This window comes from Vibrio sp. R10-SF1-ISO8, assembly GCF_059833805.1.
This window is the reverse complement of sequence record NZ_JCBDHL010000010.1, coordinates 298417-311476: the sequence shown is the minus strand read 5'-3', so window position 1 is coordinate 311476 and position 13060 is coordinate 298417. Positions and strand designations below refer to the sequence as shown.

The window sequence follows — 13060 nt, the reverse complement described above, 5'->3', positions numbered from 1 at the left end:
TTCTCTAATAACGTCAAAAAGTACGGTGCCTAGTGTGTAGGGCACGGGCATCGTACACCCTAAATTTGGGCTCAAAATAAGAAAACAAGGAATAGTAGTATGGCCGTAGCAAGCTGTGACGCATCAAAATACGACGGAATAAAGATCAATAATCTCTTTCATGAGTACGTGGCAGGTAAGCCAATCCTTAAAGGTATCGACATCAATATCGATCAGCCGGGCATCATTGCCATCATAGGCCCATCAGGTACAGGTAAAAGTACCTTATTGCGTTGCATCAACCGCTTAAACGACCCGACTAGCGGTGAAATCCTGTTTGAAGGTGAAGACCTGACAAAACTGCAGGGGCAAGCACTACGTAAACAGCGTCGTCACATCGGGATGGTTTTTCAAGAGTACAACTTGGTTGAGAGACTAACGGTAATAGAAAATGTGCTCAGTGGGCGTTTAGGCTACATGTCTTCATGGAACGCTTGGCGTCGAAATTACTCGAAAGAGGATTTGCAAAAAGCATTTGAGCTTCTTGAGTTCGTTGGCTTGCAAGACTTTGCCAATCAGCGTGCCGATAGTCTTTCTGGCGGTCAGCGTCAACGTGTCGGTATTGCACGTGCAGTCATGCAAGACCCATACATCTTATTGGCGGATGAGCCAACCTCATCTCTCGACCCTAAAACCGCGGTCGAGATTATGGAGCTGATGGAGACGTTTGCCAAAGATAAACAAATCCCTGTTCTGGTTAATATTCATGATGTGAACTTGGCGAAGCGTTTTGCTACTCGCATCATTGGTATGTGTAACGGAAAAGTGCATTACGATGGCAGCCCAGAAGGTATCAGCGAAGAAGATCTGAAGATCATCTATGGAGGTGAGTCATGGCTAGATTAAGCACGTCACCTTCTTCGGTAAACGTTGAGAACCCCTTTAAAGCATCATGGGCGAGCCGAGTGGGCGTGGTTGCAGTGGTTGCTTATCTGTTTTACAGCTTCTCGACACTTAACCTTAGCTTTGAACGCCTGATTATCGGTTTTGGAGAAAGTGAGCGCTTGCTATCTCGCATGTTTCCACCCGATTTCTCTCGTTCGAACCTGCTACTTAGTGGCTTAGCAGAGAGTTTACAGATAGCGATCATCTCAAGCTTCTTTGGCATCGTTATCTCTTTGTTTCTCGGTCTTTTGGCGGCAAGAAACATGATGCCATCGATTGTCTCAACACCAGTACGTGGTTTTATCGCGCTGTGCCGATCATTCCACCCAGTCATTATTGCCATCTTATTCGTTAAAGCCGTGGGCTTTGGCGCGTTAGCGGGGATTCTGACCTTGGTGTTTGCTTCGATTGGTTTCATCGCCAAGCTTTTTGCTGAAGCCATTGAAGAGATCTCGTTTAAACAGGTTGAAGCCATTCGAGCAACAGGGGCAAGCTTTGCGAGTGTGATTTTGTTTGCGGTGATGCCACAGGTATTTACGCGCTTTATCGGCTTTGCTAGCTATCAACTTGACTCAAACCTACGTAACTCAACCATGGTGGGCATTGTTGGTGCAGGCGGTTTAGGTGGCACTCTTTTCTCTGCTTTCCAACGTTTTGATTACGACTTTGTTGCCGCTATTCTTATCACCATTATTGCACTGATTCTTGTAGGTGAATTCTTATCTAATGTAGTAAGGAGAATCTTCTAATGACAACCGCTTCAATTGATAGAGAGTGGCAGCGTTTTACGTTCAATGAGCGTTTGGCAAGGTTCGCCGCCTACTTGTGTTTTGTATCAGCGATAGTTTGGTCTTGGCAGACTATAGAAATCATTCCAGAGTTCCTCTACGACGCACCAGCGCAGTTTGGTGACATGTTTAGTCGCATGGTTCCGTTGGATTACGGTTTCTACCCTGAAATGATTCATGCAGCCCTGATTGAAACCCTGCACATTGCAACTCTTGGAACGCTTTTCACTTTGATTCTCGCTATTCCATTAGCCTTGCTAAACGCACCTAACATTACGCCAAGCAAAACATTAAACTGGATTGCACAGTTCTTCTTGGTTTCTTCGCGTTCGGTTAACTCACTGGTATGGGCATTGCTGTTTATCGCTCTGTTCGGTCCTGGCGTATTAGCAGGAATCATGGCGATTGCTGTTCGCAGTGTGGGCTTTGTCGGTAAACTTCTCGCAGAGGCGATTGCTGAAGTGAATATGGGAACAATCGAAGCCTTAAAAGCGACGGGTGCCTCTTGGATGAGTATTCTGCTTAAAGGCTACTGGCCTCAAGTTATGCCGGCTTTTTTCTCGATTGTCTTATTCCGTTGGGATATCAATGTTCGAGAATCTGCCGTTTTAGGACTAGTAGGCGCTGGTGGTATCGGCGTAGTGCTTAACGACGCGCAAAACCTGTTCGAGTGGCAAAAAGTGTCGATGGTTCTAGTGAGTATCTTCGCTGTTGTTATTCTTGCTGAAGCACTGGTCGTGCATGTGCGTAAGAAGTTAATTTAATTGGTTTACGCCGATTGAAAAAAGGCAGGGGAAACCCTGTCTTTTTGTTATCTGGCACTTTTAGTGTTTGAAAGCAGCTCGTTTAGCAAAGTATGGAGCTCGTGATGATACTGACCACCTAACATAGAGATGGGTACTCTAATCTTACCTTGGGCGTGAGTTAGGAAGACGACTCTGCTGCTTCCCCCTTCGTTGGCATAGCTTTTTTCTTTTGCCTCTGTGACCGATGAAAGCTGACATTGTTTGGCTTTGCCTAAAATATGGCTAACCATCAGCCTTTGATCATTAAACATCAGCTGATAGCTTAAATGTTGAAGGGCAATAACGATCATTAGGCTCGTTAGAATCAGCATAAATAGAGCCATGTAGAGCGAAGCTGGTGGGTCAATGACAAGTTGAGTAAATAGAATAAGAGCAATCAGCATAGTGAACCAAGAAATTATCGCCCCCAAAAAAGATATTTGGACATCTTTCATGTCAGGGTAGCGCTTTCTCGTGCTCTCCTTGTGGCTCTTCAATACAGCAAAAAAGGCAAACATCAACAGGGGTATTGAAGCTCTAATGTATTCAATATCTTCCATAAGTATTCAGTGTGACGGCTATTTGCTGTCTAGTATACTTTCAATTCTTGGAGTATCGAGCTCTTCAGAACGTAATTCATGTTCGTATTTTTGCTTTTCGTGCATCGCTTCAATTAGCTCACGATCTAACTTAGCAAAGTAGAGATCTTCTTCCGCTTTACCTCGCAAGCGAAGTTTTTCTGTAAAGTCCATAGTAGCCACCTCATCAGATTGACCATCTAATTTAAGTATAGATAGCGAGGCCAGTCGTTGAGGTGATCCTTGTCGAAAGAGTTGTCAGAATGTGACTAGATTTACAAATAATAAAAGGGTCATTTATCAACTAAACTTAAGGAGTACTTGATGTCGTTTTGGAGGTAGCTATGGACGTTCTAGTTCAGTTTGATAGGACAGGAAGCTATCAAGATAATCCGTGGGATCTACCAGTTTCATACCAAAAAGGAGAGATCCACTCAGTGACTCCTCTTGCCGCGATTGTGTTGATTGATAGGCGCGAAGCTCATCTCTATTTTCATGAGCGAGATAAGCGGTTCACCAGTTCCGAGAAATAATGCTTTAGCAGTGAGTTAAGTCTAAGTAACGGTAGAGAATTTTACTGGTATTGCGCTTGTCTAAATGTTTTCGGTCATCATGAGACCACACGGCTGTTGTCTGTTTGAAACTTCATTACTAATAAAAGTCTCAATTACGGACTAAACTTAGAAGATGCTCGATGTGTTAGGAGGTAAGCATGGAGTTTCTTGTCCAGTTCGACGAAGAGGGTTTGTACCAAAACAATCCATGGGACATCCCAGTTCCCTATATGAAAGGGGAAGTGCGTGCACTTAATCCTCTTCTTGCTATGGTAATGATTGAAAGGAATCAAGCCCACTTGTACACCAACCTTAAAGATAAGCGACTGCCTATCTCCGAAGGGGAAGAGTGATCTAACCTTAATAGAGACGTAGTAGCTACCCTACTGCGTCTCTTTTTGTGCCAGTAGCTGTTTTGCAAACTCGGCAAATCCATAACCGCCCGGCTGAGTCATGACCAGAGAGGGTTTGTGTGTCAGCCTATGCCAATAGTGCTGGATGTTTTTCACTCCAACAGTCAAGGGCAAGGTTTCAAACATTTGTTGGTCATTAAGCGAATCACCGACATAGCAGCACTTGGTCAAAACATCTTGCTCAGTTAATCCTTTCGATTTTAAATACTCAAATGCGCTGTTACGTTTTGAATGATTGCCGTACCAAGCATTGATATGGATTGAACTCGCTGTCGCATGCGCGCCTAATTCGTGAATACGGGCGACTATCTGCTCTACGATATTAGCGCTTAGTGGTTCTCGATTTTGGCCGATATCAATCGCGACTTCACACAGGCGATAGGCTTGGTCTAGGGTCAAGTTTACTTGTGGGTAATCTGCGAGAATATCTTCTACTTGCTGCTTTAGCTGGCTTTGTTGTTCACGCATCTTTTGCAGCGGTTCAGAACTGGTAAGAGAAATGCCCTTGGTGCTTTTTTCCAAAGTAAAAGCCCCATTCTCACCTAGTACTGCATCGACAGGCCAAAGCTGAGCAATATGATCGCACCAACCTGCACACGCCCCAGTCACCGCGACAACTTTAATCCCCTGTTGCTGTAACTCTGATAGCGCAATCAGTGTTTCCGGTGGCAGTTTGCCTTGCCATGTCAATGTGTCATCGACATCCGTCAAAACCCACTCGATAGACTTCCATTCCTTTGAAAGTAACTTTTCCATATTGATTATCTAATGCTGTTTAAAGAACTGTTTATCTTATGAAAATTAACTCTGTATTTCAGTGAACTTGCTTAGGTTAATAAGTAACCGATAAGATAATCCGTTTTTTGCCGATGTCGTAATTGGAAATGCTTGTTGTCATAATGGCAACGCGCCAAACGGTGGAGTATCGAATATTATCCTCGCAAACGATTACTATATAAGTGAGGTAGCTATGTCCCGATTCCTTTTATGCGCATTTTCCTTTGTGCTTCTTTATCCTACGGCCATTGACCTCTACCTTGTTGGGTTACCTCAAATAGCCGCCGATCTAGCCGCAACGCAGTCGCAGCTTCATATGGCGTTTTCTATCTACTTGTCAGGTATGGCAATGACGATGCTGTTTGTTGGTCGACTTGCTGACCGATTCGGACGTAAGCCTGTTGCTATTGTTGGTGCCATTGTTTTTGCTATTTCTTCTTGGCTCGGTGGCGCATCTCAAACCAGTGATGCTTTCCTGATGATGCGTTTTTTCCAAGGCGTAGGGGCAGGGTGTTGTTACGTGGTGGCCTTCGCTATTTTGCGCGACACGCTTGACGATCAAAAGCGCGCTAAAGTGCTCTCTATGTTGAACGGCATCACCTGCATGATCCCTGTTTTTGCACCAGTCATTGGGCACTTAATCATGCTGAAATTTCCTTGGCCTGTCCTGTTTAGTGCGATGGCGGCAATGGGGGTTTTAGTCTGCTTGATTGCGACGTTTGTGTTGAAAGAAACCTTGTCAAAACAGTCAAATGATCAGTCTAACAGCGAAGAACCTAGTTCTAACGAAACGCTATGGGACCGTTATTTCCTTTCTAGAGTTTTGTTTACCTCGCTTGGTGTGACGGCAATTCTTACTTATGTAAATACTTCTCCAATGATAGTCATGGAGACACTGAACTTCAGCCGCGGTGAATACTCTACGGCAATGGCGCTCTTGGCTATGGTAGGGATGTCGACTTCTTTTTCAGCCCCTATTGCCCTGTCTTACTTTAAGCAAGGAACCTTGTTGCTAGGCTCACAAATCATTACTTTGACGTCGGCTATCGTCATCCTCGCGGCTCACTTGAATGGCGATAGCTCGACGCTTTACATGCTAGGTTTTGGCTTGATTAGCATGGGGTTCTCTATGGGGTTTGGGGTCGCGATGAGTCAAGCACTTAGCCCTTTTTCCAACAAAGCCGGTTTAGCTAGTTCGGTGCTGGGTATTTCTCAAGTGTGTTGCTCCGCCCTGTATATCTGGTTTATGGCATGGATTGGTGTGTCTGCGGTAAATATGTTGCTAATTGCATTGGTTGCTGGTGGCGTTATCGGCATCGCTTTAATACTATTAGGAGCAAATCAACCACGTAGCGATCTTCATGAAGAAATCACTTGCACGCCTTGATCTGAATTTACTGCTCACTCTGCAATTGTTGCTACAAGAGCAGAGTGTGACCAAAACGGCAAAGAAGCTCAATGTCACGCCTTCAACGGTAAGTAAGGCATTGGGTAAGTTGCGTGATTGGTTTGATGACCCGTTGTTCGTCAATACTCCGCAGGGTTTAAGACCAACGCCACTGGCGAGCAGCATGGAAGAGAGTCTGTCTGACTGGCTACTTATTGGTAGCCAAATCGTCTCAAGACGTGGTGACGAAGCACCAACAGGTGTGCGTTTTAACCTTGGGGTAGAGTCTCCGTTATCTTTGATCATGGTTGATGAATTGACTAAGCGTATTCACCAAACATACCCAGATTCTAAGATTAAATTTACCAATTGGGACTATGACTCACTAGAGGCCATTGCCCGTGGTGACGTCGATATCGGTTTTACGGGTAGAGAGAGCCACCCTCGATCAAAAGAGTCTCTTGAACTGCTGCCTTATTACATCAATTTTGAAGTACTCTTTACTGACTTGCCCTTGGTTTATCTACGTAAAGATCACCCCGCGCTTGAGCAGGAATGGAACTTGGAGACGTTTCTCAGCTACCCACACATTAACGTTACGTGGGAGAAAAGTGAGAGCTGGGCTCTGGATGAAATACTGATAGAGCTTGGGTTAAGCCGTAACGTCAACTTAACCATGTCGGGGTTTGAGCAGGCTCTGTTTGTTGCGGAAAAAGCAGGCCATGAAATGATCACCACCGCCCCCAAATATTGTCAGAAATATTGCCAGCAACTCCACCCAGATCTGGTTGCCATGCCGATTCCATTGGATGACGAGCAACAACAGAAACTTAAGATCCCATTCACCATGATTTGGCATAAACGTAATAACCGCAATCCAAAGATAAAATGGCTGCGAGATACGATAAAAAACCTCTACAGCCAATAGATTTAAATTAGAGACGATAAAACCTTACAAGGAACGACGATGACTAATTTGCTTGCGAACTTACCTGACTCTCTCAATGAAGAGCAATTTGAAGATATCGTTAAGGGTAAGGATGTACGTATTGAACGAATCCTCTCTCATGGTCAAAGCTCACCGGAGTCTGGTTGGTATGATCAAGATGAGAGCGAGTGGGTGATGGTTCTATCTGGGTTTGGTGTGATTGAGTTTGAAGATGGTCGTATCGTTAAGCTTGAGCAGGGCGACCATGTCAATATCCCCGCACACTGCAAACATAAAGTGAAGCAGACCGCTCAAGACGAGATAACGGTCTGGCTAGCGGTTTTCTACAAAAGCTAAATTTCACTCGCGAGTTGGGCTAAATACGCGCGCATGTACTGAGTTCTGATTCTAGCCTCGGTTTTAGCGGCGTCAGTGTTCATCATCTGCTCAAGTTTAAACAGCTTGTTGTAGAAGTGATCGACGGTGTAGTTTTTATCATCATACTCTCGATTCTCACAAAATGGATCGTCTGAACTGTATAAGCTTGCGCCAAAGTTAGTACTTACTTGTAGGCAGCGAGCAATCCCTACCGCTCCCAAGGCATCAAGGCGATCTGCATCTTGTACAATTTGCGCTTCTAGTGTTTGCGGTGTGATATTTGCGCTGTAACTGTGTGCGACAATCGCATGATGAATGGCATCTAAATATTGAGCTGGGTAGCGGATGGAAGTAAGGAATTCGATGGCTTTGTCGGCTGCGACCACAGAGCTCTTACTGCGCTCGGGATGGTTTTTCGCGAAGGTGAAACAATCATGCAGATAAGCGGCAGGTAGCACCACCTCTAGCTTGGCGTTTTCTTGTGCACATAGGTTGCGCGCAGTTTTGACTACTCGTTTAACGTGATTGATGTCGTGCGCTGGATCTTGAATCATCTCCTTTTCAATAAACTCAAACATGGCTTGAGTGTACTTTTCTACAGTTTCCAAGCGAACTCCTATGATAATTGTTTGATTTTGAAAAGTTTAACATGGCGATGCTCCGCTACTGTCATTTCAATGTTCGAGTTTCTTGACCCGTCTATTAGTGTCACCTTTAAGCTAGACTCTTCGCGGTTAATTTCGAGGCATTGAATCTTGCATACTCCCCATAAATTCAGTGGCTATACTCAGCCATTTATTCACAGGCTAGGCCAATTACCTCCAATGTGGAAAGGGATTGCCTTAGCGCTATGTTCAACAGCAATGTTTACTCTGGTCGGTGTTATTGTTCGAGTGCTAAGCGATACCATTGATGTGTTTCAAATACTGTTTTTCCGACAACTGGTGTTTATTACCTTGTTGATGCCAGCTATGGTTCGTAGCCTAGACATTTTGCTTAGACCTAAACGAGTCAAGCTACACGCGTTACGTATTCTAGGTGCGTTTATTGCTCTTTACTTTGGTTTTGTCACGGTAAGTAATATTCCTTTAGCCGATGCTACGGCACTCGGCTTTACTCAAGTGCTGTTTGTAGCGTGTATCTCTAAGCTTTGCTTGTCAGAGCGCATCACGGCTACGCGCCTATTCACCATCATTGTGGGATTTATCGGTGTGATGATGGTGGTTCAGCCACAGTTCCAACAAGCTTCACTGCAATATACCGGAGCAGGCTTACTGGCTGCAATGGGGGCTGCTGTGGCTGTTATCTGCGTGCGAAAAGTGGCACAAGAAGAGCCTAGAATTACGCTACTTGCTTATCAGGCGCTGTTTGTAGGAGTGATGGCTTTGCTACCAAGCCTAGCAGCTTGGCAGTGGCCGAGTTGGTCGGAGTTAGGTCTACTGCTATGTGTTGGTGTGCTTTCATCTGTGGCGCAGTGGATTGGTGTGACGGCTTATAAATATGGTGAAGCGAACGTTATTGCCAATGTCGAGTATGGAAAGATCATTTACTCTGTAGCTCTTGGTTATGGGGTGTTTAGAGAAATTCCCAATGAGCTTGCGATACTTGGCCTACTCGTGATTGTTGCTAGCGCCGCTTTGCCGATCGCTTATCACCACTTCAAATCCTTTATGGTTAACAAATTGAATGATGATAACAAATCATTATTTAAATAATAAAAAACGATAATTTCCTGTCTTGGTAGCTTGGTCGTATTCTTAGTGCAAAGTTTATGACATGAACCACCGACACAATAGCCCGCGAGTGACTCTAGGCTGTTGTCGCTATCGACAAGGGGAAATGATGAAATTTCTGCACACCATGATCCGCGTGACTGATTTAGAAAAATCGATCGAGTTCTACACTAAGGTGCTAGGTATGCGCGTTCTGGATCGCACTGAAAATACCCAATGCCGCTACACGCTCGTGTTTGTCGGTTATGAACAAGGCGGCACAACGATTGAGCTGACTCATAACTGGGATACAGACCAGTACGAAATGGGCAATGCATTTGGTCACTTAGCACTAGGCGTTGAAGACATTTACGCCGCTTGTGATCAAATTAAAGCCTTAGGTGGCAATGTGACTCGTGAGCCTGGCCCAGTAAAAGGCGGCTCAACACATATCGCCTTCATCACCGATCCTGATGGTTACCAAATTGAACTGATTCAAGTCAGCAAGTAATGGGGCATAGACTAATGAAAGACGCACTATTTCAACCTATCCAATTAGGCAAACTTGAACTTAAAAATCGCATTGTGATGCCGCCGATGACTCGCTCACGTGCTAGTCAGCCGGGTAATGTGGCAAATGATATGATGGCGACGTACTACGCTCAACGTGCTGGTGCGGGCTTAATTGTGGCAGAAGGCACTCAAATTTCTGAGGTGGGTCAGGGTTACGCTTGGACACCGGGTATTTACTCAGCAGAGCAGATTGCGGGGTGGAAGAAAGTCACCGATGCCGTTCATGCAAAAGGCGGTGCGATCTTTGCTCAGTTGTGGCATGTAGGACGGGTTACTCATCCAGATAATATTGGTGGAAAGCAGCCAATCTCGTCGTCTGCCTTAAAAGCTGAGAATGTAAAAGTCTTCATCGATAATGGCACAGATGAGCCGGGATTTGTCGATGTTGTAGAACCACGCGCGATGACCAAAGAAGATATTCAGAAAGTGATTGAAGAGTATCGCTGGGCTGCACTAAATGCGATTGAAGCAGGCTTTGACGGCATTGAACTTCATGCGGCGAATGGCTACTTGATCAACCAGTTCATCGATTCTGAGGCGAATAACCGCACAGACGAGTACGGTGGCTCAGTTGAAAACCGTCTGCGCTTCTTAGGCGAAGTGGTCGAAGCGATGACAGATGCAATTGGCGCGGATCGCGTTGGTGTACGTCTAGCTCCGTTCACATCACTGAATGGCACAGTAGACAAAACTCCAGTAGAAACTTACACGGCGGCAGCGGCTCTACTTAACAAGCTCAATGTTGTTTACATGCACATTGCTGAAGTGGACTGGGATGATGCTCCAGATACCCCCGCTGAATTTAAAATCGCAGTGCGTGAGGCTTACCAAGGAACGATCATCTACGCAGGTCGCTACAACACTGAAAAAGCGGGGCAAGCGTTGAATGATGGTTTAGCCGATATGGTGGGTTTTGGTCGCCCATTTATCGCAAACCCTGATCTTCCGGCTCGCATCGCGAACGACTACCCACTAGCTGAGCACGACCCTGCAACGCTATTTGGTGGCGCAGAAAAAGGCTTACTTGATTACCCCGAGTATCAAGCTAGCTAATTGAAGCGAGTCAAACTAAGGCAAAGCACCTCACAACCCCCAGTGAGGTGCTTTTTTGTTATTAGCCTCGTACTCAAGACTGTAACTAGAATCTGAGTAATCTTGGTTGGCCTCTTTAGCTCAACAAGGCTTTACTCTATAATTGCCGCGCTTTTATCTGGGTTAGCCCATCATTGTGGAAAAATTATGATTTCAAAAAACCAACTTAAACTACTTCGAGCTCTTGGCCAAAAGAAGCAGCGTAAAGCGCATGGTCTGTTTTTGGTGCAAGGAGAGAAGAACGTACTTGAGTTGGCGAATAGCGCGCTAACGGTAAAGCAGGTGTTCGCTACACCTGAGTTTCTTGCTGATTATCGCACTGAACTAAGTGGATTCGAGTGCATCGAAGCATCACTTGATGAACTGACGAAAGCGAGCACTTTGGTCAGTAACAATGCGGCGATTGCCGTGGTCGAAATCCCTAGTGTAGAGACACCAAAAGCACAAGGCTTGATGATTGCGCTAGATGGCGTGTCTGATCCTGGTAACCTAGGGACTATTATTCGTGTTGCCGATTGGTACGGTATTAAACACATAGTCGCAAGTACAGATTGTGCTGACCCATACAACCCAAAAACCATCAGTGCCACGATGGGCAGCTTTGGTCGTGTGACGGTTAGCCAACTTGACCTGCCAAGCTACCTAGAGCAATCGAACTTACCTGTCTATGGTGCTTTCCTCGAAGGTGAAAGCGTGCACAAAACAGAGTTTGCTGCAGAAGGGATTTTATTGATGGGCAGCGAATCTCACGGCATTCGCGAGCAAGCCGCTAAGTTTGTTACCGATAAGATTACCATTCCTGCTTTTGGTGGTGCGGAGTCACTTAACGTTGCTATGGCAACTGGCATCATCTTAGACAACCTGCGTCGCCAACACGGCTAAGAGCAGGGGCGCTTCAATTTGCCAGATAGCTAGAGTTGACCGTTTATCCAAAGTGAGTCAACTTTAGTTCTCCAGTTCTCCAGTTCTCCAGTTCTCCAGTTCTCCAGTTCTCCAGTTCTCCAGTTCTCCAGTTCTCCAGTTCTCCAGTTCTCCAGTTCTCCGTGACGAAGGAAGGAGTAGGGAACCTCCTTCAGCGCCCGTACACCAAACTAATCATAAATGCCAAGTTAGGTTGAATGAACGCAGAGTCTCTGTGGTGGATATATTAGAGTAAATTTCTGGATTCTAAATAAACCAGAATTACCATTTTTAAAGCCGGCTTCGAAATGTTTTGGGCGTGAGCCCGGTGTGCTGTTTGAATACCTTCGAAAAATAGCTACCACTTTGATACCCCAAGTCTAAGGCGATTTTGGTGATGGACTCATTAGGGTTGGCTAAACGTTCTTTGGCAAGGCTGATGCGATAAGCTTGGATCCAGCTTGCGACGCCCATATTGAACTGCTCTCTAAAGGATTGCTTTAGATAACATTCATTAGTTGCGAGTTCTTTAGATAAGCCCGGTATGCTCCAATCAATATGAGGCTGCGTTGCAATGAGGTCGCACGCTTGCTCGGCGAGAGACTTAGGCTCTTTGTGCACCATGAGTAACGCAAGCAGCTCTAGGATTTTTCCTCTTAGCCATACTGTTCGGGCTATACCTTGGAAGTCATTGTTCCAAATCGAGTTGGCAACGTTAAGAATCTCTCCCGTAAGTGGCATTTGCCATCCTGTTTCATAAAGGTCGAAAGGTTTGAATGATGAACCCCTATTTTGAGGAAGAAGATTTTTAGTCAAGCTATGGTGTAATGGGAAATGAATTCGAATGTTCTCAATTCGACCTCCTTCTCCTAGCTCAATAGGGTTTACAGGTTCAGGCTTCGGCAAAAGTGATGCTATGCATCGAGAAGCAAAAGATGCGGCTGGGTAATCAGGGTATTTGGGGCTATAGGCGTGGTTAATACCAGCAAAGCTGATATAGAACCCCGCGTCTGCTGGATCATTGAATTGAATGTCTGTTGTTGCTGTACAGTTAACGATGTAGGCATTCACACCATCATCGAGAGCAACAACATCAAACGTTCCATCTACGCCGCCTACTAAGTTTAAGCTCTTCACGATATTACTCATTGTTTCAGCCTTCGTCGTTTTCTCGTGAGCATCTCCCTGAGTAATTAATATAAATGATAATAGATATCATTTGTAGAGATTATTGAACTAAGTCGAGTTCACAGAGAAAGAAGCTCTGGATA

General features: G+C 45.2%; 17 protein-coding genes. 12 read left to right on the top strand and 5 right to left on the bottom strand.

Translation table 11 applies throughout. The features are described 5' to 3' along the window. Positions 1–99: 99 nt before the first annotated feature. From phnC to phnE (AC6R00_RS06995), 3 genes are read left to right on the top strand one after another with little or no spacing between them, the layout of a single operon-like run. Positions 100–885, top strand: a complete 786-nt coding sequence (gene phnC, locus AC6R00_RS07005; RefSeq protein WP_239854207.1) for a phosphonate ABC transporter ATP-binding protein — start codon at positions 100–102, stop codon at positions 883–885. Next, the gene (phnE, locus tag AC6R00_RS07000) at positions 873–1673 is read left to right on the top strand and encodes a phosphonate ABC transporter, permease protein PhnE (protein WP_171320450.1); all 801 of its coding nucleotides are present in this window, start codon (positions 873–875) and stop codon (positions 1671–1673) included. The genes phnC and phnE (AC6R00_RS07000) overlap by 13 nt, the downstream gene beginning before the upstream one ends. Further along, positions 1673–2476, top strand: a complete 804-nt coding sequence (phnE, locus tag AC6R00_RS06995; protein WP_500639817.1) for a phosphonate ABC transporter, permease protein PhnE — start codon at positions 1673–1675, stop codon at positions 2474–2476. The genes phnE (AC6R00_RS07000) and phnE (AC6R00_RS06995) overlap by 1 nt, the downstream gene beginning before the upstream one ends. Before the next feature lie 47 nt (positions 2477–2523). Here the strand turns inward: phnE (AC6R00_RS06995) and AC6R00_RS06990 are convergent, their stop codons facing one another. After that, positions 2524–3057: a hypothetical protein gene (locus tag AC6R00_RS06990; RefSeq protein ID WP_500639816.1), complete on the bottom strand. Its 534-nt coding sequence runs from the start codon at positions 3055–3057 to the stop codon at positions 2524–2526. A gap of 18 nt (positions 3058–3075) precedes the next feature. Next, on the bottom strand, positions 3076–3249 hold the full coding sequence (locus AC6R00_RS06985; RefSeq protein ID WP_239854210.1) for a hypothetical protein: 174 nt from the start codon (positions 3247–3249) through the stop codon (positions 3076–3078). A 170-nt stretch (positions 3250–3419) separates the two neighbouring features. Between AC6R00_RS06985 and AC6R00_RS06980 the strand changes: the two genes are divergently transcribed. Together AC6R00_RS06980 and AC6R00_RS06975 are read left to right on the top strand one after the other, a co-directional pair. Then, positions 3420–3608 (top strand): hypothetical protein, encoded by a 189-nt coding sequence (locus AC6R00_RS06980; protein ID WP_239854211.1) that lies wholly within the window; start codon positions 3420–3422, stop codon positions 3606–3608. A 179-nt stretch (positions 3609–3787) separates the two neighbouring features. Then, positions 3788–3982, top strand: coding sequence for a hypothetical protein (locus AC6R00_RS06975; RefSeq protein ID WP_004746483.1), 195 nt, complete (start codon positions 3788–3790; stop codon positions 3980–3982). Between the two features lie 30 nt (positions 3983–4012). Here the strand turns inward: AC6R00_RS06975 and AC6R00_RS06970 are convergent, their stop codons facing one another. Next, positions 4013–4798: an HAD-IIB family hydrolase gene (locus AC6R00_RS06970; RefSeq protein WP_500639815.1), complete on the bottom strand. Its 786-nt coding sequence runs from the start codon at positions 4796–4798 to the stop codon at positions 4013–4015. 178 nt (positions 4799–4976) lie between these two features. On the opposite strand from AC6R00_RS06970, the gene AC6R00_RS06965 reads away from it, so the two are divergent. The 3 genes from AC6R00_RS06965 to AC6R00_RS06955 are packed head-to-tail and all read left to right on the top strand — an operon-like array spanning position 4977 to position 7491. Continuing rightward, on the top strand, positions 4977–6206 hold the full coding sequence (locus tag AC6R00_RS06965; protein WP_500640173.1) for an MFS transporter: 1230 nt from the start codon (positions 4977–4979) through the stop codon (positions 6204–6206). Continuing rightward, positions 6181–7134, top strand: coding sequence for an HTH-type transcriptional regulator YidZ (yidZ, locus tag AC6R00_RS06960; RefSeq protein WP_500639814.1), 954 nt, complete (start codon positions 6181–6183; stop codon positions 7132–7134). Before AC6R00_RS06965 ends, yidZ begins: the two co-directional genes overlap by 26 nt. Before the next feature lie 39 nt (positions 7135–7173). Further along, positions 7174–7491 carry a cupin domain-containing protein gene (locus AC6R00_RS06955; RefSeq protein ID WP_500639813.1) on the top strand — a complete coding sequence of 106 codons (318 nt, stop codon included), beginning with the start codon at positions 7174–7176 and terminating at the stop codon, positions 7489–7491. Here the strand turns inward: AC6R00_RS06955 and AC6R00_RS06950 are convergent. Then, complete coding sequence (locus AC6R00_RS06950) at positions 7488–8090, bottom strand: HD domain-containing protein (RefSeq protein WP_500640172.1); 603 nt, start codon at positions 8088–8090, stop codon at positions 7488–7490. The two genes, AC6R00_RS06955 and AC6R00_RS06950, sit on opposite strands and share 4 nt — an antisense overlap. A gap of 246 nt (positions 8091–8336) precedes the next feature. Here AC6R00_RS06950 and AC6R00_RS06945 point away from each other — a divergent pair, with 246 nt between their 5' ends. The 4 genes from AC6R00_RS06945 to AC6R00_RS06930 all read left to right on the top strand — a co-directional run bounded on the left by AC6R00_RS06945 (position 8337) and on the right by AC6R00_RS06930 (position 11771). Beyond that, positions 8337–9227: a DMT family transporter gene (locus AC6R00_RS06945; protein WP_500640171.1), complete on the top strand. Its 891-nt coding sequence runs from the start codon at positions 8337–8339 to the stop codon at positions 9225–9227. A 127-nt stretch (positions 9228–9354) separates the two neighbouring features. Then, complete coding sequence (gene gloA, locus AC6R00_RS06940) at positions 9355–9735, top strand: lactoylglutathione lyase (protein WP_500639812.1); 381 nt, start codon at positions 9355–9357, stop codon at positions 9733–9735. 14 nt (positions 9736–9749) lie between these two features. Next, entirely contained in the window at positions 9750–10850 is a 1101-nt protein-coding gene (locus AC6R00_RS06935; RefSeq protein ID WP_500639811.1) for an alkene reductase, read from the top strand. Positions 10851–11036: 186 nt separating this feature from the next. After that, positions 11037–11771 carry an RNA methyltransferase gene (locus AC6R00_RS06930; protein ID WP_500639810.1) on the top strand — a complete coding sequence of 245 codons (735 nt, stop codon included), beginning with the start codon at positions 11037–11039 and terminating at the stop codon, positions 11769–11771. Positions 11772–12080: 309 nt separating this feature from the next. Here the strand turns inward: AC6R00_RS06930 and AC6R00_RS06925 are convergent, their stop codons facing one another. After that, positions 12081–12938, bottom strand: a complete 858-nt coding sequence (locus AC6R00_RS06925) for a helix-turn-helix transcriptional regulator (RefSeq protein ID WP_500639809.1) — start codon at positions 12936–12938, stop codon at positions 12081–12083. Positions 12939–13060 lie beyond the last annotated feature (122 nt).